This window comes from Natrialba chahannaoensis JCM 10990, from assembly GCF_000337135.1.
Lineage (GTDB): Archaea > Halobacteriota > Halobacteria > Halobacteriales > Natrialbaceae > Natrialba > Natrialba chahannaoensis.
The window spans coordinates 17,268-41,189 of the sequence record NZ_AOIN01000014.1; the positions used below are offsets into that span (position 1 = coordinate 17,268).

The following is a 23,922-nucleotide window of genomic DNA, read 5'->3' on the forward strand; positions in this document are numbered from 1 at the left end:
AATTCCGTTTCGGTGACCACGATGGTGGTCAGGATTCTTTCCGCTGCCCCTCGTACAAGTATCGATGGAGCATCCAGACGACACTGAGACAAACAACGAGACAGAAACGAAACCGGACGCTGACACCGATGAGACGACCTACCACAGTCAACTCGGCATCGGCAAATCCGCCTTCGAGGGACTCGAACCTCACTTCGAGCACCGAAACTACGAGGGACTCGAGTACCGTCACGTCCCGGACTACCGTCGCGGGGTCGAGCGCGGGACCGTCCTGATCGACGGCAAGGTTGTCCGGGGTTTCCCGAAGGTACCCCGAACACTGGTACTCAAGACAGGCATTCCGACACAGTTCGACAGGAACGAACGAATCGCCGTCGAGGAGAAGCTAAACGGCTACAACGTTCGCATTGCCCAGCTCGGCGGCGAACAGCTCGCGTTCACCAGGAGCGGGATGGTCTGCCCATTCACGACGCGTCTGCTCCGGCGGCTGGTCGATCTTGCCGACCTGTTCGAGGCCCATCCCCAGGCGATGGTCTGTGGAGAGATGATCGGCCCGGAGAATCCATACACGGCTCACGAGTATCCAGGCGTCGACTCGATCGCGTTCCGGGCGTTCGACTGGCGCGACCGGGAGTCGGGTGACCCACTGCCGGTCCAGGAGCGGCGCGAGCGCTACGAGGCGTTCGGTGTCCCGCAAACGCCGCTGTTCGAGATCGTCGATGTCGACAACGCGGCCGCGAGCGTGCAGGAGATCATCCGCGAACTCGACGCCGAAAACCGCGAGGGCGTCATACTGAAATCGCTCGATGGGAACACGTTGCTCAAGTACACGACCTCGGCGTCGACGAACTCGGATCTCGCGTACGCGTTCTCGCTCCCGTTCGACTACGGCCAGGCGTTCATGTTCCGCCGACTGCTCAGAGAGGGGTTCCAGACCGTCGAGTGGGACGAAGACGACGAGGACGCTCGCGAGCGCGCACACGAAGTCGGTGAATCGATCCTCTGCTCGATGCGCGAGGCGATCCAGACAGTCGAGGACGGTGACACTCTCGGCGAGCGCCACACCGTCCGCGCGAGCGATGAGACGATCGACGTGCTCTTCGAACACCTCCGTGGCCAGGGGCTCAACATCGACATTGAGGACGACTATCACGAAGACGGTGACCGCGTCGTGACGTTCTGCAAGCGGACGCCCTCCTCCAACGACACGATTCGGAACTACCTCGATGGCCACATCGTCAGCGAGTAGCGGCGGCCGCCGTCAGTGCCTGTCCGATTCTGCGATTTCGCGAATCCGATCCGCTCCTGCTGGGACGTAGCCGCCATGATAGCAGAGCGTGTGCGTGACATCGAGGTCGGCGAGCGTCGCAACGGACTCGAGTGCCCGCTCCATCTTGGGTGTGAACTCCGGTTTCGGACCAGCGAGTCGGTCGGCACCGTCACCCGGACCGTCCGCAACCAGCGCGTCACCGGCAACCAGCAACTCGCCGTCAGGGAAGTGAATCGAGATGTGGCCCGTGGAATGACCTGGCGTCTCGACAACCTCGAACGGGCCCGCGAGCGTCGGGACGCAAACGCCACCGACGAGTTCGATATCCACCGACACCGGCGGATACCTGTCGTCGCCACTGCCCTTGATCGGGTCACGCTCGCCCGTCACGTACGGCGTTTCCTCACGGTGGGCCGCGACCATCGCGTCGGTGCGATCAAGCAACGTCTCGAGCGCGCCCGCGTGGTCACCGTCGTGGTGCGTGAGGATGACCAGCCAGATGTCTGTGAGTTCGTACTCGAGTGCGCGCAGGTGCGTCTCGATGGCGTCGACCGCACCGGACTCGGCGGGGCCGACATCGAACAGTACGAGGCCGCGTTCGGTTTCGACGACTGCGGGCGTGATCGCGAGATCCTGCCCGCCGTAGTCGACCGTGATCGGCAGTGCGTGTACGACAGCATCAGCGTCCATACGTGGCGGCTATGGGTCGCCGTCCCGATAGCTTCTGCGGGTTCGCCCGACACGACAGCAATACAACTAATACGGTTAGGTTTCCATTGGTTATATAATGGAGAACGAGCCCACCATCGGGCACCAATCCCCGCTCGTCCCACCAACTCCCGCGCTTGACAGTGAGACGGATCCGATTACGGACCGAGAACAGGACCCGCTTCCCGAATCTGTGACAGATCTCCTCGCGCGCTACGAGGATATCATTGGGGATCGAGGGGACTCACTCTGGCGCTGGCTCTACGGCGCGTTCCCCGAATTTCGACTCTCGTGTGTCGCCGACAAGTATGGCTCGCGAGTTCGGACGGCAAAACTTCTCTCGTCGCTGTTCATTACGATCGCAGACGATGTTGCGGAGCTGCATGGCGACCGGGAAACGTTCGCACAGCTAGCGAACGTCCCGTTCGACAGCCAGTGTGCCGATCCCAATTGTGCGGGCGTCGACAGCCCCGTAGTCGACCTCGCGATCGACGTCTGGAGCCGCTTTCGGGAGCTGTACGACGCGGGCCCCCGTGCAACCGAGTTCGGCGATCTCCTCGCGTTCGACCTGCGGCAGGTGCTCGACGCCATCGAGTACTCGCTGCTCGCGAATCGCGACCCCAATCTCGTCTCGGAGCAGGAGCTGTGGACCTACGACTCTGCCAACATGATGGTGTTCGTCCACGCCCTCACCGATCTGGCGAACGCACCAACGTTCGACCGAGCAGAACTCGCTTCGCTCCGACAGGTGCTCGACAGAACTCAGCGTATGGCCCGGATCGGCAACTGGCTCGCGACTTGGCAGCGCGAACTCGCCGAGGGCGACTACAGTTCAGGCGTGGTCGTCCGCGCGATTGAAACGGGCGTGATCGATCCCACAGAGTTGCAGCACCTGCGCTCGGCTGCAAGGTTAGAATCAATGGCGGACTCGGAATCAGTAACAACAACGGAACGGTTCGACACGCTCGTTCGAGCCGTCAAACGCTCGTCCGTCGAAGCCTACTTCCTCGATCGCTGGCGTATCGAATGTGCCGACGCGGCGCGGTTCGACAACGCGCTCGCAAGCATCGACCTCGGAGCGTACCTCGGCGGGTTCGAGACGATTCTGTGCTCACACGTTGCGAAACGGAATATGACGCGCTAAGGATGTCGGTTACCGCTATCAACGAGGCGGACACGAGCCTACGGACAGTCGTCTGCAACTCTGACGAGGAGAATCACGGGAGTGGCGTGTTGCATCAGGTTCGGTGTCTCATCTGATGGGACATGACCACCATAGCAATGCGTTCTAGCTACCGTAATCGATCGTACCGGAAGTGCGATAAGCTGGCGTCAGAGTCCACGTGTGGCGACTATGGGTGGTCATCCCGATAATTCTCGGAACCGTTGTATCAACAACTCAATGATACAACTAATGGATTGTAATGTCTATTGGTAATATGGTGCATAAACAGTCCGACGAAAATCAGCCCTCGATCGTCCCCTCCATCACCGATATCGACAGCGAATCAGATCCTATTTTGGACCGTGAACAGGACCCTTTCCCCAAACCGGTTGCTGACTACATTGCACGGTACGACAAGGTCATCGGCGACAGGCCACACTCGACGTGGCGCTGGGGCTACAACGGGACTCCTGAGGTTCGACTCTCGTGTGTTGACGATGAATTGGAAAACCGCGTCCGAACGGCAAAGTTACTCGCAACGATGTACATCACAATTGCGGACGATATTGCAGAGCGTCATAACGATCAGGCGACGCTCGCGGAGTTGATACCCATCCCATTCGACAATCAGTCCACCGATCCCGAGAAAGACAGTGTTGACAGTGAGATAATTGACCTCAGTACCGATATCTGGAACCAATTCCGGGAACGATACGATGCGAGCCCGCGGGCGGCCGAGTTCGTCGACCTTTTCGAGTTCGATCTGCGACAGGTTCTCGATGCGGTCGAATACTCACTGCTCACCAATCGTTCCCCCGATCTCGTCTCGGAGCAGGAGCTGTGGACTTACGACTCCTACAACATGATGGTGTACGTCTACGCCGTCATTGACCTGGCGAACGCACCGGAATTTGACCGAGCAGACCTTTCCACGCTTCGGCAGGTAACTCACAGAACCCAGCGCATGGCCCGGATCGGCAACTGGCTCGCGACCTGGCAGCGGGAACTCGCCGAAGGTGATTTCAGTTCGGGAGTGGTCATCCGCGCGGTCGAAACGGACGTAATCAACCGCGAAGACTTGCACACACTGCGCGCTACTGCGGAGCACGGGCAGGCGTCAGAAACAGTGGACGAGATCGTTCGGAGTATCGAGCGCTCGTCTATCGAAGATGACTTCCTCGACCGCTGGCGCGTCGAGTATGCCGAGGCGGCGCGCTTCAACGATGCACTCGAGAGCGTCGACCTTGAGGAATATCTTGAGGGGTTTGAGACGATCCTGGACTCGTACGTTGCGTGGTGAAATACAGTGTGCGTGAGGTGTTGGTCGTTGGTCGCCGATACACTCACTCGAGTGCGCCGTCGATCGCCTGCTCAAGGTCGTTGATCAGGTCGTCGACGTGCTCGATGCCGACCGAGACGCGGACGAGGCCGTCCGTGAGCCCCGCATCGATGCGCTCCTCGCGCGGAATCGTGGCGTGGGTCATCGGCGCGGGCTGTTCGATCAGGCTCTCGACGCCGCCGAGACTCTCCGCGAGTGTGAACACCTCGGTGTTCGAGACGACCTCGCTCGCCTCCTCCAGGCTGGCATCGAGTTCGAAGCTTAGCATACCACCGAAGTCGGCCATCTGTTCGCTGGCGATCTCGTGGCCAGGATGGGACTCGAGTCCGGGGAAGTAGACGCGGTCGACGGCCGGGTGGTCGTCGAGCCACTCCGCGATGGCGCGGGCGTTCTCGCAGTGGCGATCCATCCGGACGGGCAGGGTCTTGGTACCGCGGAGGACGAGGAAGCTCTCGAAGGGGCCGGGCGTCGCGCCGACGGCGTTCTGATAGAAGCCAAAGCGCTCGTCCAGTTCCTCGTCGTTCGTGAGGAGTGCGCCGCCGACCACGTCGGAGTGGCCGCCGAGGTACTTGGTCAGCGAGTGCGAGACGATGTCAGCACCGAGGTCGAGGGGCTGCTGGAGGTACGGCGTCGCGAAGGTGTTGTCGATCGCACAGAGTGCGTCGTGGTCGTGGGCGATGTCCGCTGCGCCCGCGATGTCGACGATCGACATGAGTGGGTTCGTCGGCGTCTCGAGCCAGAGCAGTTCGGTGTTCTCCTGGAAGGCCGCGTCGATGGCGTCGAGGTCGGTCATGTCGACGAACGTGAACTCGATATCGTAGTTCTCGTACACCTGCGTGAAGATGCGGTGGGTGCCGCCGTAGACGTCGTTGCCCGTGACGACGTGGTCGCCAGAGTCAAGCAGGTTGAGCACGGTGTTGATCGAAGCCATCCCGCTCGCGAACGCACGGCCGTACTCGGCGTTCTCGAGGCTGGCGAGATTCGCTTCGAGATCGGATCTGGTCGGGTTACCGGTTCGCGAGTACTCGTAGCCGCGGTGCTCTCCCGGAGCGTCCTGCTCGTACGTTGAGTTCGCGTGGATCGGCGTCATCAGCGCGCCCGTCTCCTCGTCGGGCTCCTGGCCGGCGTGAATCGATCGCGTTTCGATCCGGAACTGATCTGCGTCGGCGTCGGTGGGGAAATCAGCGTCGTCGTCCATACAGAGCAACGCGTCGTGCCGTCGGATTATTGTTACTGTTACGATCAAGGAGACTGTTTCGAGGGGACCGTTGCACGATAGTGTGTGGGAACCATCGCCATGGACAGCGGCCGAGCGGGAGCGAAAGACGTGCGTTTTATAACCATCACCGGTCAAGACGGGCGTACGACTATGCCGAAATCTAATGGCCCTCGTCAGGGAACCCGGAACAAGCTATCCAACAGTCCACGAGACCGCGGGTCCTCGCCGCCACAGCGTGCGATTCAGCAGTACGAGGTCGGTGAAAAGGTCCACCTGAAGATCGACCCAAGTGTTCACAAGGGACGCTTCCACCCACGCTTCGACGGTCACACCGGCGAAGTCATCGGCACGCAGGGCGACGCCTTCAAGGTCGAGATCAACGACGGTGGCAAGGACAAGACGCTCATCGTCACCGCAGCACACCTGCGCGCCCAGGATCGCTCGGAAGAGCGTGTCTGAGACCGCACAGCGCTCTCGAACACAGATACCACTATGACGATCTTCAAAGAGATCGTCGACGAGGAGTTCCTGACGGTCTCGGAGACGAAGGGGCTGCTCGCCGACATCGAAGCCGACCGCGCACTGGACGAAGAGCGGGAACTGCCGTACGAACTCGCGCGAGCGATCGACCACGTCAACCAGTTCACCGTCCTCGAACCCGACGACGCACAGGACCTCGTCACCGATCTGCAGGAGATCGAGAAAGTCGACGAACCGACAGCGTACAAGATCGCCAACCTCCTGCCACGTAACCGAAGCGAACTGCGCTCGGTCTACGCACAGCAGCGCTACTCGCTCTCCGGCGACGAGCTCGACGACATTCTCAACGTCGTCGCGAAGTACGCCTGAGCGATCACCACCCGATCGAACGACGGGGGACCGACCCACGACTGCAGCGCTCGCTGCAAGCGGGCCGACTCTTTAAGTACGCCGTGCCCGTATCGCTTGACAATGAGCGAAGTCGATAGCGATGGGACGGACGTTCGGCGCGCGGTCGTGTTGGACTACCTCGCACATGGCCTCTCCGACGACGGCCGACCGCAGTACGCGAAGTCGCCCGCAGGCTACGCCCTCGGGACGACGGACTTCCAGCTCTACGAAGTCGCGTTCGACGAGGACGAACGCCTCACCATCGGCAGCGAGGTCGTCGTCGAACCCGCGTCCGAACGCGACATCGTCACCGAGAGCAACCGCGTCGAGTACGAGGACCTCTCCTCGGGCGCACAGTCTGAACTCGAGTACGTGGTCGCTGATCTCGTCGAGGAAGACGAACAGCGCTTTGTCGACTTCTACAACGACGCCCAGCCGATCACGTTACGACTCCACCAGCTTAATCTCCTCCCCGGGATTGGGAAGAAACTCCGCAACGGGATCCTCGACGAGCGAAAGCGAAAGCCGTTCGAGAGCTTCGAGGAGCTCTCGGAACGCGTTTCCGGCCTCCACGACCCAGACGAGATCGTCGCCGAGCGGATCATCCAGGAGCTGCGCGACGAGGACCTGAAGTACCAGACGTTCGTCGGCCGGCACGAGCAAGAGCAGAATCAGTAGATAGCAGTGGCCGGCAGTAGAACGCAGTAATACGTAGTGGAAATCCGTAGGTAGCGAACAAAATCGGTAGGCGTAGTCACAGTCCGCTCACACTGCAAAGCACGTCCAAAGTACAAAGTAACCCTCTCAGTCAGACGTCCCGGACGGCGACAGCGCGTCGCGTCACCGGCCCAATCACTGTTCCTGCGTTGCAGACTGCTCTTCTGGTGTTCCAGACTGGTTGTCTTGTTCAGCGGACTGTTCTTCCGGTGACTGCTGGACGATCGTCAACCAGAACTCCTCGACTGACTGGACGAACTCGAGAAACTCGTCCGCGGAGACCGGCTTCTGGAGGTAGTAATCCGCCTCGATATCGTGTGATTTGACGATTTTCTCGCCCGTGGTTGAACTAGTCAGGACGACGACTGGAATCTCACACAGCGCCGGTTCGTCCTTTAGCTCAGCGAGGACTTCGAAGCCAGTCGTTCTGGGGAGTTGTGGCTCGAGTAAAATCAGGTCGGGTGTCGACTCGTCCGCGTAGGGCTCGCGCTGGTGGACGAAGTCGAGCGCAGATTCGCCGTCAGTGACCGAGTGAATTGTGTTGGTCAAACTAGCGTCCTGGAACGACTCGGTAAAGAGGCGGGAGTCGCCAGGATTTGGCTCGATAAGTAAGATGTCGATCGGACTGTCTGCGGCCGTCATTACAGTCCGTTCCCACCGAGAGGGTAAAACAACGTGGGTCACCCGGAGGCAAAGCGCCACCGTGACCAAACCGGACACCGCGAGACGGTGCGTTTACACCATTGCCACCCATACCGCCGGCAATGAGAGACCCAGATGGACTGATCGCCCGCGCGGGCGTCCGCGGCGATCCGAACCGCGATCAACACTTTCTCGTCGACGATCGCGTCCTCGACCGCCTGCCGACCTATCTAACTGACATCGACGCCGACACGAGCCACGTCCTCGAGATCGGTGGAGGCACCGGTGTACTGACCGACCGACTACTCGAGACGATCGGTGCCGACGACCACCTTTCCGTCGTCGAACGAGATCCACCGCTTGCCGAGTTCCTGCAAGAGGAGTTCAGCGACGCCATCGACGCGGGTCGCCTGACCGTGATCGAGGGCGATGCACTCGAGGTCGACCTGCCCGAGTTCACGTCGTCGGTGTCGAATCTGCCCTACGGCGTCTCGAGTCAAATCACGTTCCGGCTACTGCCCGAGCAGCGTCCGCTCGTACTGATGTTCCAGCAGGAGTTTGCAGAGCGGATGGTCGCCGATCCGGGCACTTCAGAGTACGGCCGGCTCTCGGTGTCGACCCAGCACTACGCCGACGCCGAACTCGTCGAGTCGATCCCGAAGGAGGCGTTCTCGCCGCCGCCGGCGGTCCAGAGCGCGGTTGTTCGATTGGTTCCACGGGAGCCGGAGTATGACGTGGAGAACGAGGCGTTCTTCCTTCGATTCGTCAAGGCATTGTTCACGCAGCGGCGCAAGACAATCCGCAACGGGATTCGGAATACGGCCCACATTTCGGGGCTCCAGGACCCCGACGCGGTGGTCGACGCAGCAGATGAGGACGTGCTCCAGAAGCGTGCCGGCGCGATGGCACCGGCCGAGTTCGCCGCGCTCGCGGAACTCGCGAGCGAGGTCGGTGAGCTAGAGGCGGAATCAGAATGAGAGTCGGCGTCAGAATCCTGATGGAGTAATGTGGGTTCTACCGCACCAAACACCCCAAGCTGTCTGTCCGACGACGCGACCCGCGTCTGACCGACGGATACTCAAAGCTGTACGATTGAGAGAGTCGAGAGACCGACGATAGCTATGGATGTTGGACTATCAGGCTTCGACTGGCTCGCAGAGACGTTTCAGGCGACCGAACTCAGAGTCGCCATCACCGTCGTAGCCGCTTGTCTCCTGATTGCGGTGTTGCTTTTTTACCGACGGTTGCAAGCCTGGATTAGCAATCGGAGCCGACCGCTGTACGGCGATATCGCCTCGACAGTCGTGCTGATCGGAACCTGTGTCTTCTCGCTCGCGATCGTCCTCGGCGTCTGGGGACAGACCGACGAGATCTACGAGCTCTCGACGGAGTCCGATCTGAGCGCGACAGTCGTCGCACAGGCGATCGCCTCGTTCATCCTGATCGTCGGTTCGTTCATCGTCATGCGGTTCGTCAAGCGCGTGCTGGACGAGGTGCTCGGCTCCGCGTCGGCCGTGACGGACCACCAGCGCGAGGTTACCCATCGCGTCTCGCAGGTCATCATCTGGTCGGTCGCGCTCGTGATGATTCTTGGCATCTGGGTCGACGACCTCGGTGGCCTCCTCGTCGGTGCCGGCTTCCTCGGCATCGTCGTCGGGATGGCCGCCCAGCAGGTCCTCGGGACGGTCCTTTCCGGCTTCGTCCTGATGTTCGCCCGCCCGTTCGAGATCGGCGACTGGATTGAAGTCGAGGATAACCAGGGGATCGTCACCGACATCTCGATCGTCAACACGCGCATCCGATCGTTCGACGGCGAATATATCATGATCCCCAACGACGTCATCTCCTCAAGTATGGTGACGAACCGATCGAAGCGCGGTCGCCTCCGCGTCGAAATCGACGTCGGGGTGGACTACGACGCCGACATCGAACGCGCCGCCGAACTCGCCGAGGAAACCGTCGCCGACCTCGAGCGGCCACTCTCCGCACCTGGGCCGCAAGTAATCACCAAACAGCTCGGTGACTCCTCGGTCGTGCTTGGTGTCCGCTTCTGGATCGACAAGCCAAGCGCCAGGCGGTACATGCAGGCCCAGACAGCCGCAATCAACGCGATCAAGGAGGCCTTCGACGAGGAAGGGATCGGCATCCCGTACCCACAGCGCGAACTCTCGAGTCGTCCTGACACCGATGTGCCGCTCGCAGGCGTTGGCGCGACACCGGATGGCACCTCGTCGGCGGACGAGGAGAACAGCGGCACGGAGTACCAGATGACCGAACCGGAGGACCACTGAGATGGACCTACGAGACCAACGCGGCATCGAAACGGAGGTGTATCAACCCGCGGAGGATTCGGAACTCCTCGCCGAGGCGGCGTGTGGCTACCTCGACAAACACGGCCGTGACGGCCCCGAGGCGACAATTCTCGAAGTCGGAACTGGTTCGGGCTACGTCGCCAACCGCGTCGCCGACGAGACGGCTGCCCGTGTGATCGCATCGGATCTGAACCCACACGCAGTCCGACAGGCGCGGAGCGACGGTAGCGAGGAGGGGTCGGGCAGGGGCGGGGCCGTCGAGACCGTGCGCGCCGACCTCGTCTCGCCGTTCGCCGACGACACCTTCGACGCCGTGCTGTTCAACCCGCCGTACCTGCCGACCGAACCCGAAAACGAGTGGGACGACTGGATGGAACACGCCCTGTCTGGCGGCGAAGACGGCCGCGCCGTCATCGACCCGTTCCTCGCCGCCGTCGGGCGCGTGCTCGCCCCCGACGGCGTCGTCTACCTGCTCGTCAGTAGCCTCACCGGCGTCGACGAAGTGGTCGAACGCGCCGGCGAGGAAGGCTTCAGCGCCGTCGCTATCGCCGACGAGTCGTTCCCGTTCGAGACGCTGACGGTACTCGAGTTACACTACTGAGTCCCGTGCCCTGAATCCGAAACTACTTTTCAGGTGGCTGAACATTCTCGACTGATGCCCTCCACACGTCGCTCCCTGCTGGCGAGTGCACTCGTTGGTAGTGCCGCCCTCGCTGGCTGTCTATCGCGTGTCCGGTCACCGTCACCCAGTGAGCCGCGGCCGCTGGTGTCGACGAACTCCCTGATCCCGAAAGTCACATTCTCGGTGCGAACGGTTCGTGGTCGAGCGTCGGCTGCAATGCGGCTAACACTCGCGAAGTGGCTGACGGCGAGGCACCGGTCGAGGGCGTGACCGAACGCTGGCGTGTCGAAACCACACAGCTGACCTACCACGAACCAATCGTCGCCGACGGGACCCTCTATCTGTTCGAGTCTCAACAGCGGCTTCGCGCGCTGGACACAGCCGATGGCGACGAACGCTGGACGTTTGACGACGCCAGAGCGCCACCGCTGGTCCGCGACGGTGTCGCGTACGTCCCGACATCGGGTGCGATGTACGCGCTCGACGCGACCACCGGCGAACAGGTGTGGGATCAGTCGTTCGACGAGCCAGGACACGTGACGGCACCGGCGACCGACGCTAGGGGCGAACTGTGCTTCGGTGCAGGCGAAACGCTCGTTGCACTCGAGTCCGACACCGGCGAGGAACTGTGGCGACGCGAATTGTTCGGGCAGATTCACGACCACGCCGCGATCGTTAGTATCTACGGGATCGTCGTCGCGACGGAAGCGGGGATGCTCTACGTCCTCGGCACCGACGGCACTGGCTTTCGGCGCTGGCAACTCCCCGCGGCACCGATGGGTCCACCGAGCGTCGACTCGAACACGATCTACGCCAGTTGCCGGGATGGGATGACCTACGCACTGACCGACGACGCCGGTCACGCAGACGACATCTACTGGTCGGCGGACACCGGCTGGACGGAACGCGGCATCGCCGTCGCAGACGGCTCCGTCTTCCTCACAGGGTGGGGAAGACTCCACGCACTCGAGACCGACACCGGCTCAGTCCACTGGGAGTACGACATCGGCGACTGGCGACACACCGCGCCCGCGTACGGCCGCGAGACGCTGTTCGTCGGTGGTGACGCACTGTACGCGCTCGATCCGACACCTGGCGAAATTCTTTCGGACGGTCCCGCGGTCCGGTTCCGGCGAGAGTTCGGCGGTCACGTCGGCCCCGGCCCCGTCCTCGACGACGGCGTGCTCTACGTCGTCGCCGAAGTCGACGAACAGGAGTTTGCACTGGTTGCACTCGAGTAGCACCAGCCACGACTGCGAGTCATGCAGTCGGGAGAGCGTCTCCCTCCGAAATCTCTGCATTGCTGTTTTCCGCCGTCAGGCCTACTCCTGCCACTCAATGCCTGTACGTAAGAAGAGCCCGCCTCGTAGATCCCCCAATAGAATTACTGCAATGCATTACAAAGGATGGAAAATATTAAGCACCGGTATAACCTAGCCGGCATACGATGACTGAGTACGTTTCGACCACACCGGGACTCTTTCCGCTCCCGGACTGGGCGAAAGACGACCTCTCTGACCTGAAGGGCCACCAGAAACACGACCTCATCAGCGGCGACGAGAGCGGCGAGATCACCGCCGCGTACGAGGACGCCCGCGAAGACGTGATCGCGGCCCAACAGGACGCCGGCCTCGACCGCATCGCTGAGGGCCAACTGCGCTGGGACGACATGCTTGCCCATCCACTGGCCGTCAACGACGCCGTCGAAACGCACGGGATCGTCCGCTACTACGACAACAACAACTTCTATCGAGAGCCCGTCGTCACCGGCGACCTCGACGCCACCGGCGACGTGGCGGCCGAACTCGAGACGGCGGCCGAACTCGCAGGCGACGATGCCCTGCAGGCCGTCCTCCCCGGACCGTACTCGCTCGCCGACCTGGCGACCGACGAACACTACGGCGACGAGGCCGAGTTCCTCGGCGCAATCGCCGACTTCTTGGAGGGCGAAGCAACAGCCTTCCCCGAGGTCGAGACGCTGTTCTTGCTCGAGCCATCCCTCGTCGAGAACGCGCCCGAAGACGGCGTCGACGAACGCGCAAGCGAAGCGATCGACCAGGTCGCCAGCGCGGTCGACGCCGACGTGGTCGTCCAGCCATACTGGGGTGCACTCGAGGAGAAGGTGTACGCGCACCTGCTCGATGCCGACATCGACGCGGTTGGCTTCGACTTTGTCGCGAATCAGGAGGACAACCTCTACAACATCCAGGAGTATGGCGCGACGGATGACGTCTCGTTCGGGCTCGCCGATGGACAGAACACGCTCGTCGAGGACCCCGAAGCGATCCGCGACCGCGTGGACTGGGTGTACGACCAGATCCCCGTTTCCGAGTTCGAGACGGTGTACCTGACGACGAACACCGAGACGTTCTACCTGCCGTACGCGAAGTTCGAGGAGAAACTCGCCGCCCTTGCTGCGGCCGCAGAACTCGCCGAGGTGAAAGCCACATGAGCGCAAACGAGGACACACCAGTGACCGTCAACGAGAACAAAGACCAGTTCCGACCCGAGGACCATGAGCACGACCACTTCCTGCTGACGACCGTCGTCGGCAGCTATCCAAAGCCGAAGTGGCTAAACCGATCGAAGGAGCTCTATCAGGACCCGGACCACGAGTTCGACGAAGACGATTGGCAGGAAGCAAAAGACGACGCCTCCCGGCTCATCACGGCCGAGCACGAACGCGCCGGCCTCGACGCCGTCGTCGACGGTGAGATGCGCCGGAACGAGATGGTCGAGTTCTTCGCTCACCGGATCGAGGGCTACGAGTTCAACGGCCCGGTCAAGGTCTGGGGCCACAACTACTTCGACAAGCCTTCCGTCGTCTCCGAAGTTGAGTACGACGAGAGCTGGCTGGTCGACGAATACGAGTTCACCGCGGCAGCCAGCGACCGCCCGGTGAAGGTCCCGATCACGGGTCCCTACACGCTCGCGAACTGGTCGTTCAACGAGGCCTACGACGACGACGAGGAACTCGCCTACGACCTCGCGGACCTCGTCAACGAGGAGATCGAAAAGCTCGTCGAGGCCGGCGCGCGCTACATCCAGATCGACGAGCCTGCGCTCGCGACGACGCCCGACGACCACGCGATCGTCGGCGAGGCCCTGGAACGCATCGTCGCTGACATCCCCGAGGAAGTCCGCATCGGCCTCCACGTCTGTTACGGCGACTACTCGCGCATTTACCCCGAAATTCTGGAGTTCCCTGTTGACGAGTTCGACCTCGAGCTCGCAAACGGCGACTACGAGCAGCTCGATGTCTTCAAAGACCCCGAGTTCTCGAAGGACCTCGCACTCGGGGTCACGGACGCCCACGTCGCCGAAGTCGAATCTGTCGAGCAGATCGAGGAAAACATCAAGAAAGGACTGGAGGTCGTCCCGCCGGAGCAACTCGTTGTCTCGCCCGACTGTGGCGTGAAGCTGCTCCCCCGTGAGGTCGCTTACGGCAAGATGGCGAACATGGTCGAAGCCGCCCGGAACGTCGAGGCCGACCTCGATGCAGGAAACATCGACATCGAACGCGGCGCGCCCGCACCGGCCGACGACTAACGACCGAGATCTGGCAACTGAGGACTGACGGCTGCGGATCGGTGCTAGAGGACTGATAAAAGCAGTTCGCCGAGACCAACTAACACTCGGTCACTGCGGTCCGATCGAACCTACGACTCTACGCGTGTTCGGTCGTGTTTGCCTTCCACTGAATCCACTCGCCGTACGACTCGAACTGCGCGAGCTGCGTCTCCGTCGCCTCACCGTCTGAGAAGGTGACCAGCCGGTAGGTCGGTGTTCCGAGTCCTTCGTTGGGATCGATCGAGAGCCACCGTACTCGCCGTTCTGAACTGTGGTCTGAGAGCAGTTCGCGGAGCGCTGCAATCGTCTCATCGTCGAGTTGATACAGTACGTGCGTACTGAAAACGACGAGTTCGGCGTTGGCCGGTGCCTCCGAAAGCTGATGTGGGAGTTCGTCGAGAACATCGCCTTCTCTGAGGGGCGGCTGATTCTCCCGTGCGATGTCGAGGGCCGTCTCGAGTCGTTCGTGGCGACGATGCTGAGCCGGCGGAATCAGCGCGTGGAGCCATCGCGCATCCGCTTCGTCAGCCACGTCAAGCGTATTCAGGTCGATGCCACACCGATGTGCAACGTTCGGAAGCTCCTGTGCAAGCGGTGGCCGGCTGTCTCCGCGGACCGTCGTCGAAATCGTGACGGGTGAGTCTGGGTTACCGAATCGCCCCGCATCACTCATGTCGTACTGATACCGGTCCCAGTTGAGATTCAATCCGGCACTCGCCCCGATTTCGATCTGGGCCAGCGACCGCTGCTCGGTGGTTCTGGCGACGTGTTCGAACGCCAACGCAAGCATCGCAGATCTGCCGATAGCGTTTGTTTGACAGCGACGGGTCGCAATCAGTGACCGTAATTGGTCTTCGTTTTCCAGACAGAAGTCGCGAAAGGCGGGAACCGGGTCCACATCGGAACCTGAATAATCGCCTCCACACGACCGATACAGGCCGGCGAGCGGATGGTCTGCACCGTCGAGCAAGAGCGAATGCACCGCTGCGAGCAGCAGTTCCGGTTCGGGTTGATCTTCTCGGGCTTTTGCAGCGATCTCAAGAAGTCGGCTGTCGTCCGCGACTGCGGCTGTGATAGTCGCATACAACGGTGATGTCTCGCTAACCCACGCTGCATAGCGCTCGAACGCCGTGGCAGTATCCATACCACGGATTGCTGTGAGTGTTACAAGAGACTAATGGACGTGAGACAGAGCACGCTGTCAGTTGTTGGTCGTGAAACGACTCGAACTAGTCCGTACTGATAGTCATTACATTACCATTAAAACACATTGGGAACTGTGAACACGAGCCGAGGACTCGACTGTTATCAGGTGATACCTGTGTCAGGGAACGTATACATGTGATCGGTACCAACGACCCCATGATGCAAGAATCCGTTTCGACGTCCCGTGAACTCGACGAGGAAGTCGCCGACCACCGCGACCCCGATTACGAAATCGATCCGCTGTTCGTCAACCGCTGGTCGCCGCGCGCGATGACCGGCGAACCGCTCGACGAAGAGGAATACCTGCCGCTGTTCGAAGCCGCCCGCTGGGCACCATCCGCGTTCAACAACCAGCACTGGCGGTTCATCTACGCCAGCCGTGAGGACGAAGAATGGGACACGTTCGCCGACCTCCTGCTCGGCGGAAACGAGGAGTGGGCGACCGACGCCGCCGTCCTCGCCGTTATCGTCTCGAAAACAACGTTCGATCACAACGGCGAACCCGCACCAGTCCACTCCTTCGACACTGGTGCTGCCTGGCAGAACCTCGCACTCGAGGGTGCGCGCCGCGGGCTGGCCGTCCACGGAATGGCCGGCTTCGACTACGAGCGCGCCGCCGAGGAACTCGATGTGCCCGAGGAGTTCGAGGTCGAGGCGATGTTCGCCGTCGGCGAGCGTGCACCCGCTGAGTCGCTTCCCGAAGAACTGCAGGAGCGTGAACAACCGAGCGACCGCAAGCCGGTCGATGAGATTGCGTTCCAGGGCGGTTTCGAGTAACTATCACTCGACCACACCACCCGCTCACCTAAAGGCAACCCTGGGCATCTCTTTGTGTTTCTGGCAGTGGCGTAGCCCTGTACTCGCGACGGAAACGGCTAACTTCGCGACGACTGAAGGCACAGTCATGACCCTCGAAGTCGGCGTTCTCGGCTATCGGTTCATGGGGAAAGCACACGCAAACGCCATGGCACGCCTGCCGATGTTCTTCCCGGACGCCCCCGAGATCGAACGCTCCGTTCTGGTTGGCCGCGATGAGGAAAGTCTGCGCGAGGCCGCCGACCAGCTCGGCTTCGATTCTATCTCGACGGACTGGGAAGCCGTCGTTGACGATGTCGACGCCTTCTACAACCTCGGCCCGAATCACGTCCACCCCGAGCCATCGATCGCCGCACTCGAGTCCGGCACGCCAGTGTTCTGCGAGAAGCCACTCGCACCGACACTCGCAGATGCCGAACGGATGGCCGAGGCGGCGGCCGATGCCGGCGAAAGCGTCCCCGCTGGCACTGCGTTCAACTACCGATTCATCCCGGCGATCCAGTACGCGAAGGGGGTACTCGAGTCGGGCAAACTCGGTGAGATCCGACACGTCCGGGGGCGCTACTTGCAAGACTGGCTCGTTGATCCCGAGGCGGCCTGGTCGTGGCGCAACGACGCGGAGATGGCAGGTGCGGGCGCGCTCGGCGACCTCGGCTCGCACACAGTCGATCTAGTGCGATTCCTCGTGGGTGACGACGCTCTTGCGGGCGATATCGAGCGGGTTAGCGGGTTTCTCGAGACGTTCGTCGACGAGCGGCCGGTAGAGGGTGACGGCGACAGTAACGAAACCCGGCCCGTCACCGTCGACGACGCCTACGCCGCCCATCTCGAGTTCGAAAACGGCGCAATGGGAACACTCGAGGCGAGCCGCTACGCGACGGGGCACAAGAACGATCACACGATCGAGATCCATGGTTCGAAGGGGAGTTTGCGTTTCTCACTCGAACGACTGAACGAACTCGAGGTATTAGGCGAGGGTGACCGTGGATACGAGACGATTCTCGTCACGGACGAGGACGATCCGTACGTCGACCACTGGTGGCCGCCGGGGCACGTCCTCGGCTGGGAGCACACGTTTGTCCACGAGAATTACGAGTTCCTGAGCGCTGTGTCAGAGGGACGTGCGTTCAGTCCGAGTTTCGCTGACGGGCTGGCCGCCCAGCGCGTACTTACGGCGGTTCAGGAGAGCGACGAGCGCGGCGAGTGGGTCTCGGTTGCCTAACGATAATAGTCCAGATCGGGAACTGCTGTCCGCCTACTCCAGAACGATACACGTCCGCGTGTGGCCGACGTTTTCGACGGATTGGATTTCTTCCGTGATTACCGACAACAGTTCCTGGTTCGACGCTGCCTCGACCTCGGCGATGACATCGAACTCACCGGCAATAATGTGTGCACGGCTGACCTCATCCTGTTCGTTGATCGTCTCGGCGACTGTGCGGGCGGTTCCGGCCGCAGCCGTAATCATCACGTATGCCTCAACCATGAGTGCTCTCCCCTGCTGGAAGGATAGATGGACGACGGCACATCTCAGTGCCCGCCGGTCTCGGCGTCGACTCTTGTCACGGTACGAATCTCGTCGTATCGGGGACTACCATTCTTCGGCGATTGACCGTCGAGTTCGAGGTATCCCGGTTCGATCCCCGTCACCTCACCTGTCATCGCCACATCGTCGCCACCCGTACGGTCTGCTTCCCGGATTTCGACTTTGTCTCCAACCGCAACGTGTTCCTTGACGAGTGCGGAGGCCTCCTCGGTGCCGGCGTCTCGCGGAATGGTGAGTTCTGTCATCGAGCCTAGTACAACGACGGCGAGGCGGGTAAAAGCGCAGGCGTCAGGTGACGGGAGCTTTTGTGCCGGTGTCGGTATCGGTATCGGTATCGGTATCGGTTCTGGTTTCGGTTCCAGCAACTGACTCGTGACTGTTGTGTATCACAGCAGCACCAACGCCGGCGAGAACGGTTATGTGCCCTCGCACGAGTCGCTAGCCTACGAAATGGCGGATCGACGAGCTACGCAGGAAACGGCCCGAATCGACCTCGAGAACGGCTTTACGATGCACGACTACCGAACGAAGCTCAAACTTCTGAAAGATTCGGGAACGACCCGAACGCTCGAGAACCGCGAGGGACTGTTGTGTCCGGCCTGTGGCCGCGAGTTCGACCGGCTATTCGTCACTGAGGAGGAAACAACGACGTTCGAGACGCCAGCGGAACGACCGTTCTGTCTCGCGAGAACCGCCGAGAAGTTGCTGTTGTGTACGCACTGACTGAACGACTGCCGGACCGATCACGCCACTAATCAACAGATTCGTCCACCGCGTTCTCGGACGCTCACGACAGTTTTTCTACGATAGCGACGCAACGGCGGGTATGAAGATCATCAAGGACAGCGTCCACGACCACATCTCCGTCGACGGCGTCGCCCGAGATCTCGTCGACACTCCCGCTGTCCAGCGACTCCGGCGGATCGCCCAACTGGGCACCGTCTCACTCGTCTACCCCTCTGCGAATCACACCCGCTTCGAACACAGTCTCGGCGTCTACCATATCGCCTGCGAGGCCCTCGACCACCTCGGCGTCGAAGGAAAACAAGCCGATCGCGTCCAGGCCGCAGCCATGCTGCATGACGTCGGTCACGGCCCGTTCAGCCACAACCTCGAGTCGCTTACCTATCGTCGGACCGGCCGCTACCACGACGACGTTCACACCCTCCTCGCGGACGGCGAAGTCGGCGACGTCCTGCGCGAGCACGACATCGATCCGAACGCCGTCGCCGATCTCGTCGCCGGCGACGGCCGCTTCGGCCAGCTCGTCTCCGGCGAACTCGACGTCGACCGGATGGACTACCTCGTCCGCGACGCCCACCACACGGGCGTCCCCTACGGCACCATCGACCACGGTCGACTGATCCGCGAACTCGTCTTCGTCGACGACGAACTCGTCCTCGATGAAGGCAACGTCCAGTCCGCCGAGAGCCTTCTGGTCGCCCGCGCGCTGATGAACCCGACCGTCTACAGCCACAGCGTCGCCCGTATCAGCAAGGCGATGCTCCGGCGCGCCAGCGAGCGGCTACTCGAGTCTCCCGAGACTAACGTCGACGCAGCAACGTTGCAGCGAATGGACGACTACGACCTGATCGTCGCGCTGCGTTCGTGTGAGTCGACCCAGGAGTTTACCCGGCGCTACGATCAGCGGGACCTGTTCAAGCGGGCCGTCTGGGCCGAAATCGACGACGTGCCAGGTGGCGTCATCGAGGCCGAGCACAGGGAGATCCGCGAGTTCGAGCAGGATATCGCCGCACGGGCCGACATCGATCCGTCGAACGTCATCCTCGACGTTCCGAGTCGGCCGTCGATGACCGAGTCGTCCTCGCGCGTGATGGTGAACGGGGACATTCGTCGACTCGAGCAGCAGTCTCCGCTGGTCGAGGCGCTGCGGGCGGCGCAGTACTCCCAGTGGCGGCTTGGCGTCTACTCGCCGCCGGAGTTACAAGAGCAAGTCGGCCACGCCGCAGTCGACGTGCTGGGACTCGATATCGACGGTGCGCTGGTCAGCGAGGTTCGGGACGGGGTGGATACAACGTTGGATCAGTTCGCGGAGTGAACCCAAACCGATCCAACACTACTCCCTGCCAGTCCGGAGTCGAACGAACCGTTGATGGAACTGCCCACGAACACACGCGTATGGAACGAACGGGCACGATTCTTTGCGGCCGCGAGTTCACTCCCGTCGAGGGGCGGATTATTATCGACGACGACGGCCGAATCGAGGCCATCGAGGAGGCATCCGTCGACTCCACCGACATCATTCTCCCGGCGTTCGTCAACGGCCACACCCACATCGGCGACTCTATCGCCAAAGAGGCCGGCGGCGGCCTCTCGCTCGAGGAACTCGTCGCTCCACCCGACGGCCTGAAACACCGTCTGCTCCGGGCCGCTTCCCGCGAGGAACTCGTCGCCGCGATGACCACCTCACTCGAGTTCATGCACCGGAGCGGGACGGCGGCCTGTCTCGAGTTTCGCGAGGGAGACGTGGCAGGTGTGGCGATGCTTCGAGAGGCAGTCACCGCTGCAGATGGTGCCGTCGACGCGCTCGCGTTTGCTCGCGGCTCCATCGACGCAATGCACGCTGGTGACGGGTTCGGCGCGAGCGGTGCCAACGACGCCGAGTTCGGCGATGAGCGACAGGCGACTCGAGAGGCGGACAAGCTGTTCGGCATCCACGCCGGCGAGGTCGACGCGAGCGACATCGATCCGGCGCTCGATCTGGAGCCCGATTTCCTGGTTCACATGGTTCACCCCGAACCAGATCATCTCGACCGGATCGACGAGCAGGACGTACCGATCGCCGTCTGTCCGCGGTCGAATCTGGTTACCGGCGTTGGGCTCTCCCCGTACACCGAACTCGCCGAGCGAACGACGCTCGCACTCGGTACCGACAACGTAATGTTGAACTCGCCATCGATGTTCCGCGAAATGGAGTTCCTCGCCAAACTCTCCGACCTCTCCGCAACCGAAATTCTGCGGATGGCGACGATCAACGGAGCCGATATCGCCGGTCTTGACTACGGCGTGATTGAACCCGGACGAGAGGCACGCCTGCAGGTTCTTGACGGAGAATCGTCGAATCTCAAGGGAGCACAGGACCTCGTTCGCGCCGTCGTGCGACGGGCCGGCGTCGACGATATATGTGAAGTCCACACGGAACCGACGGCGGAGTGATCAATCGCGACTTCAGACGGATTGAGGGTCACGATTTTCACGAAAACGTTCTTATAGCCGTCATGCCATATACTATCATAGCACATGTACGACTGTATCCTCGTTCCGACGGACGGCTCCGCCGAGGGCGAGCGCGCACTCGAGTACGCGTTTGACCTGGCGCGCGCCCACGATGCGACGATCAGGGCGCTGTACGTCGTGAACGTCAGCGGGTACGGGGGGCTGCCGATGGAGACTGCCTGGGATGGGATTAGCACCGCGTTACGCGACGAGGGTGAGACGGCAGTCGAGCGCGTCAGGGAGCTCGCACCGGATGATATCGAGGTCGACACGGCGGTACTCGAGGGGTCGCCGAGTCGGGTGATCGTCGACGAAGCGAGACCATCGACGTGTGATCTGGTTGTGATGGGGACCCACGGGCGAGGTGGGATCGACCGGCTGCTTCTCGGGAGTGTAACCGAACGTGTGGTCCGGCAGGCACCGGTGCCGGTGCTGACGGTGCAGGTCGATCCGCCGGAGGTACCAGAGCAGCCTGGTGAGTCGCAGGTTGCGGTAGAGTGAGTCACAGCGCGAGGGACAGTCGCGAGAGACGAACGGAGTCGTTCTCAAACCGGTCGCAGATGCTCGCAATCGGGCTCAAACCGGACGTAAATGCTCGCAGTCGCCAGCAGCGACCGTTTCTCGTTCTCCAGACTCGTCGGATTGGACGACGAGCGCGCCGGAATCCGTAATATCGACCGCCTCACCGACGAGTTCGCTCGAGGATCGATCAACACGCACGCGCTGGCCGAGCGTAAGCGCAAGCTCGCGCCAGGCTGGGACAACTCCGTCGAGGTCGGACCGAGCATCGTCAAACTCCTCGAGGAGCCGCTGGACGAACACGCGCCGGTCGACGTCCTCGCCGGCTTCGTCACGGATCGTCGTGGCACCCTCGGGTAATCCGTCTGCATCGAGGTTCGCGTTAACGCCGATACCGACAGTGAGCCACTCGACGCGGTCGGTCTCGCCCTCCATCTCGGTGAGGATACCCGCGAGCTTTCGGTACGCACCGTCCTCGCCGACGGGAATGACCACGTCGTTGGGCCACTTGATGCGGGCGTCGACACCTCCCTCGCGCACTGCGCGGGTCGTTGCAACTGCGGCGGCGAGCGTGTAAAGCGGCGCGCGTGCCGGTGTGATCGCCGGGCGCGTCACGATACTCAACCAGACACCGCCCGCGGGCGAGGACCACTCGCGCTCAAGCCGGCCGCGGCCGCCGGTCTGCTCGTCTGCGAGGACGACCACGTCCGTCGCGCCGTCGGTTGCGCGCTCACGCGCTACTTCGTTCGTACTGCCGACTGCGTCATGGTACTCGACAGTGAACGGTGCCTCAAGGTCGAACTCGACTGCGGGGCCACTGTAGGCGTCCGCCGAGACGAGTTCGTACCCCGACGGACCGCTCTCGATTTCGAAGCCGGCCTCACGGAGCGCGTCGACGTGTTTCCAGACGGCAGCCCGCGAGACGGACAGCGAGTCCGCAAGCTCGGGACCGGAGACGGGATCGTCAGCAATCGCGTCGAGAATCGCGCGTCGAGTCTCGTTCATGCGCGAACGCGGGTGCCGCTCGTACTTCAATCGGCAGGATTGGCGCGAACCGCGTCGCTTCGTTCGCCGCTGCTTAGGACCGAATCTCGCGCAGCTTCTCACGACCCGGCGCGATGAGTTCGTCGAGGTACGTCGCGAGCGTCCCCTTCGCGTCGGCTGGGTGGAGGTCCCCGGACTCGAGATCGGCTGCCAGCGTCTCGTAGTCGTCGTAGGTCAGGTTGCCGCCGTACTCCTCTGGGCGCTCGACGACGATTTCGTCGAAGCGGGGGAAGACATGGTACTCGAACAGTTCGAGCACGGGATTCTCGAGGTCGCCCTCGGGATCACGCGTCGGCGGGCAAAACGCCGAGTTGACCTTCTCCTCGAGTTCTTCGGTGGAATCCTCCATCGAAATGGTGACGCCCTCGCTCGAGGACATCTTCCCCTCGCCGCTGGTGAGGTCAGCGACGATGGGCGTGTGGAGCGCCGGTCGCACGTCGTAGCCCAGCTCTGGGAGTTCCTCGCGGGCGAGCATGTGCACCTTGCGCTGGTCCAGACCGCCGACGGCTAGATCGAGGTCGAGGTACTCGATGTCGAGCGTCTGCATTAGCGGGTAGACGACGTGGCTCACCTTCGCGGTCTCGCCGCCCTGAATCTCGGCCATCGCGCGCTGGGCGCGGTTGAGCGTCGTCGCCAACTCGAGTTCGTGCAGGTCGAGGGTGTAGTCCTCGTCGAGCTGGAACTCGGAGCCGTAGACGAACTCGGTGTTGTCCTCGTCGAGCCCGTAGGCGATGAACTGGGCTTTCATCTGTTCTGCGGTCTCGCGGATCTCCTCGAAGGTGCCCTTCCCGTTCAGGTAGGCGTGGACGTCCGCGAGGAGGACGACGACCTCCATGCCGGCGTCCTGGAGGTCGATGAGTTTGTTCGCGGTCAGCAGGTGCCCGAGGTGGAGCACGCCTGAGGGCTCGTAGCCGACGTAGGCGCGCGTTCCGTCCGGCTCGTCGGCGAGCTCGCGCACCTCCTCGTCGGTCACGACTTCCTCGGCGTTTCGCGTGATCAGATCGTACGTCTCCATGGCTTGTCTCACCTGAATCAACGGACGGGCTTATGCGTTCTTGAACGATGTTCGCATAGCGGACGGGTCGCGAGCCGTAAGGATCGAGAATCAACGGCGACCGAT

Annotated in this window: 25 protein-coding genes and 1 pseudogene; 18 read left to right on the forward strand and 8 right to left on the reverse strand. The window is 62.0% G+C overall.

Features of this window, described 5'->3' with window-relative positions; all coding sequences use genetic code 11:
• Positions 1-64 precede the first annotated feature (64 nt).
• Positions 65-1,249 carry an RNA ligase gene (locus tag C482_RS01780; protein WP_006165632.1) on the forward strand — a complete coding sequence of 395 codons (1,185 nt, stop codon included), beginning with the start codon at positions 65-67 and terminating at the stop codon, positions 1,247-1,249.
• A gap of 12 nt (positions 1,250-1,261) precedes the next feature.
• On the opposite strand, the gene C482_RS01785 is transcribed toward C482_RS01780, so the two are convergent.
• Positions 1,262-1,960: an MBL fold metallo-hydrolase gene (locus C482_RS01785; protein ID WP_006165633.1), complete on the reverse strand. Its 699-nt coding sequence runs from the start codon at positions 1,958-1,960 to the stop codon at positions 1,262-1,264.
• A 97-nt stretch (positions 1,961-2,057) separates the two neighbouring features.
• Between C482_RS01785 and C482_RS01790 the strand changes: the two genes are divergently transcribed.
• Complete coding sequence (locus tag C482_RS01790; protein ID WP_006165634.1) at positions 2,058-3,122, forward strand: terpene synthase family protein; 1,065 nt, start codon at positions 2,058-2,060, stop codon at positions 3,120-3,122.
• Positions 3,123-3,417: 295 nt separating this feature from the next.
• Positions 3,418-4,443, forward strand: a complete 1,026-nt coding sequence (locus C482_RS01795; protein WP_006165635.1) for a hypothetical protein — start codon at positions 3,418-3,420, stop codon at positions 4,441-4,443.
• Positions 4,444-4,486: 43 nt separating this feature from the next.
• Here C482_RS01795 and C482_RS01800 read toward each other — a convergent pair whose 3' ends face one another.
• A complete protein-coding gene (locus tag C482_RS01800) occupies positions 4,487-5,680 on the reverse strand; it encodes a cystathionine gamma-synthase (RefSeq protein ID WP_006165636.1) in 1,194 nt (397 codons plus the stop codon).
• A 171-nt stretch (positions 5,681-5,851) separates the two neighbouring features.
• Here C482_RS01800 and C482_RS01805 point away from each other — a divergent pair, with 171 nt between their 5' ends.
• From C482_RS01805 to C482_RS01815, 3 genes are all read left to right on the forward strand, one after another.
• A complete protein-coding gene (locus C482_RS01805; RefSeq protein ID WP_006165637.1) occupies positions 5,852-6,160 on the forward strand; it encodes a 50S ribosomal protein L21e in 309 nt (102 codons plus the stop codon).
• A 33-nt stretch (positions 6,161-6,193) separates the two neighbouring features.
• Entirely contained in the window at positions 6,194-6,550 is a 357-nt protein-coding gene (locus C482_RS01810) for an RNA polymerase Rpb4 family protein (protein WP_006165638.1), read from the forward strand.
• A 102-nt stretch (positions 6,551-6,652) separates the two neighbouring features.
• On the forward strand, positions 6,653-7,249 hold the full coding sequence (locus C482_RS01815) for a DUF655 domain-containing protein (protein WP_006165639.1): 597 nt from the start codon (positions 6,653-6,655) through the stop codon (positions 7,247-7,249).
• Between the two features lie 174 nt (positions 7,250-7,423).
• On the opposite strand, the gene C482_RS01820 is transcribed toward C482_RS01815, so the two are convergent.
• On the reverse strand, positions 7,424-7,930 hold the full coding sequence (locus tag C482_RS01820; protein WP_006165640.1) for a response regulator: 507 nt from the start codon (positions 7,928-7,930) through the stop codon (positions 7,424-7,426).
• A 122-nt stretch (positions 7,931-8,052) separates the two neighbouring features.
• On the opposite strand from C482_RS01820, the gene C482_RS01825 reads away from it, so the two are divergent.
• The 6 genes and pseudogenes from C482_RS01825 (at position 8,053) to C482_RS01850 (ending at position 14,413) form a co-directional block, all read left to right on the forward strand.
• Entirely contained in the window at positions 8,053-8,907 is an 855-nt protein-coding gene (locus C482_RS01825; RefSeq protein WP_006165641.1) for a 16S ribosomal RNA methyltransferase A, read from the forward strand.
• 144 nt (positions 8,908-9,051) lie between these two features.
• Positions 9,052-10,221 (forward strand): mechanosensitive ion channel family protein, encoded by a 1,170-nt coding sequence (locus tag C482_RS01830; RefSeq protein ID WP_006165642.1) that lies wholly within the window; start codon positions 9,052-9,054, stop codon positions 10,219-10,221.
• Between the two features lies 1 nt (position 10,222).
• The gene (locus C482_RS01835; RefSeq protein ID WP_006165643.1) at positions 10,223-10,843 is read left to right on the forward strand and encodes a HemK2/MTQ2 family protein methyltransferase; all 621 of its coding nucleotides are present in this window, start codon (positions 10,223-10,225) and stop codon (positions 10,841-10,843) included.
• Positions 10,844-10,897: 54 nt separating this feature from the next.
• A pseudogene (locus tag C482_RS01840) lies at positions 10,898-12,105 on the forward strand (outer membrane protein assembly factor BamB family protein).
• Positions 12,106-12,311: 206 nt separating this feature from the next.
• A complete protein-coding gene (locus C482_RS01845; RefSeq protein ID WP_006165645.1) occupies positions 12,312-13,316 on the forward strand; it encodes a cobalamin-independent synthase MetE in 1,005 nt (334 codons plus the stop codon).
• On the forward strand, positions 13,313-14,413 hold the full coding sequence (locus tag C482_RS01850) for a methionine synthase (RefSeq protein ID WP_006165646.1): 1,101 nt from the start codon (positions 13,313-13,315) through the stop codon (positions 14,411-14,413). Before C482_RS01845 ends, C482_RS01850 begins: the two co-directional genes overlap by 4 nt.
• A gap of 118 nt (positions 14,414-14,531) precedes the next feature.
• On the opposite strand, the gene C482_RS01855 is transcribed toward C482_RS01850, so the two are convergent.
• Positions 14,532-15,578: a DUF2332 domain-containing protein gene (locus C482_RS01855; RefSeq protein ID WP_006165647.1), complete on the reverse strand. Its 1,047-nt coding sequence runs from the start codon at positions 15,576-15,578 to the stop codon at positions 14,532-14,534.
• A gap of 221 nt (positions 15,579-15,799) precedes the next feature.
• Here C482_RS01855 and C482_RS01860 point away from each other — a divergent pair, with 221 nt between their 5' ends.
• Together C482_RS01860 and C482_RS01865 are read left to right on the forward strand one after the other, a co-directional pair.
• A complete protein-coding gene (locus C482_RS01860) occupies positions 15,800-16,417 on the forward strand; it encodes a nitroreductase family protein (RefSeq protein ID WP_049896393.1) in 618 nt (205 codons plus the stop codon).
• A 127-nt stretch (positions 16,418-16,544) separates the two neighbouring features.
• A complete protein-coding gene (locus C482_RS01865; RefSeq protein ID WP_006165649.1) occupies positions 16,545-17,678 on the forward strand; it encodes a Gfo/Idh/MocA family protein in 1,134 nt (377 codons plus the stop codon).
• Positions 17,679-17,711: 33 nt separating this feature from the next.
• Here the strand turns inward: C482_RS01865 and C482_RS01870 are convergent, their stop codons facing one another.
• The gene (locus tag C482_RS01870) at positions 17,712-17,942 is read right to left on the reverse strand and encodes an Lrp/AsnC family transcriptional regulator (RefSeq protein ID WP_006165650.1); all 231 of its coding nucleotides are present in this window, start codon (positions 17,940-17,942) and stop codon (positions 17,712-17,714) included.
• Positions 17,943-17,986: 44 nt separating this feature from the next.
• Positions 17,987-18,247 (reverse strand): hypothetical protein, encoded by a 261-nt coding sequence (locus tag C482_RS01875; protein ID WP_006165651.1) that lies wholly within the window; start codon positions 18,245-18,247, stop codon positions 17,987-17,989.
• Between the two features lie 205 nt (positions 18,248-18,452).
• Here C482_RS01875 and C482_RS01880 point away from each other — a divergent pair, with 205 nt between their 5' ends.
• The 4 genes from C482_RS01880 to C482_RS01895 all read left to right on the forward strand — a co-directional run bounded on the left by C482_RS01880 (position 18,453) and on the right by C482_RS01895 (position 21,740).
• Positions 18,453-18,725: a DUF7385 family protein gene (locus C482_RS01880; protein WP_006165652.1), complete on the forward strand. Its 273-nt coding sequence runs from the start codon at positions 18,453-18,455 to the stop codon at positions 18,723-18,725.
• Between the two features lie 103 nt (positions 18,726-18,828).
• Positions 18,829-20,061 carry an HD domain-containing protein gene (locus C482_RS01885; protein ID WP_006165653.1) on the forward strand — a complete coding sequence of 411 codons (1,233 nt, stop codon included), beginning with the start codon at positions 18,829-18,831 and terminating at the stop codon, positions 20,059-20,061.
• Between the two features lie 80 nt (positions 20,062-20,141).
• Positions 20,142-21,179: an amidohydrolase family protein gene (locus C482_RS01890; protein WP_006165654.1), complete on the forward strand. Its 1,038-nt coding sequence runs from the start codon at positions 20,142-20,144 to the stop codon at positions 21,177-21,179.
• 84 nt (positions 21,180-21,263) lie between these two features.
• Positions 21,264-21,740 carry a universal stress protein gene (locus C482_RS01895; protein ID WP_006165655.1) on the forward strand — a complete coding sequence of 159 codons (477 nt, stop codon included), beginning with the start codon at positions 21,264-21,266 and terminating at the stop codon, positions 21,738-21,740.
• Positions 21,741-21,815: 75 nt separating this feature from the next.
• On the opposite strand, the gene C482_RS01900 is transcribed toward C482_RS01895, so the two are convergent.
• Together C482_RS01900 and C482_RS01905 are read right to left on the reverse strand one after the other, a co-directional pair.
• Entirely contained in the window at positions 21,816-22,763 is a 948-nt protein-coding gene (locus C482_RS01900; RefSeq protein WP_006165656.1) for a biotin--[acetyl-CoA-carboxylase] ligase, read from the reverse strand.
• 73 nt (positions 22,764-22,836) lie between these two features.
• Positions 22,837-23,817 carry a tyrosine--tRNA ligase gene (locus tag C482_RS01905; protein WP_006165657.1) on the reverse strand — a complete coding sequence of 327 codons (981 nt, stop codon included), beginning with the start codon at positions 23,815-23,817 and terminating at the stop codon, positions 22,837-22,839.
• Positions 23,818-23,922 lie beyond the last annotated feature (105 nt).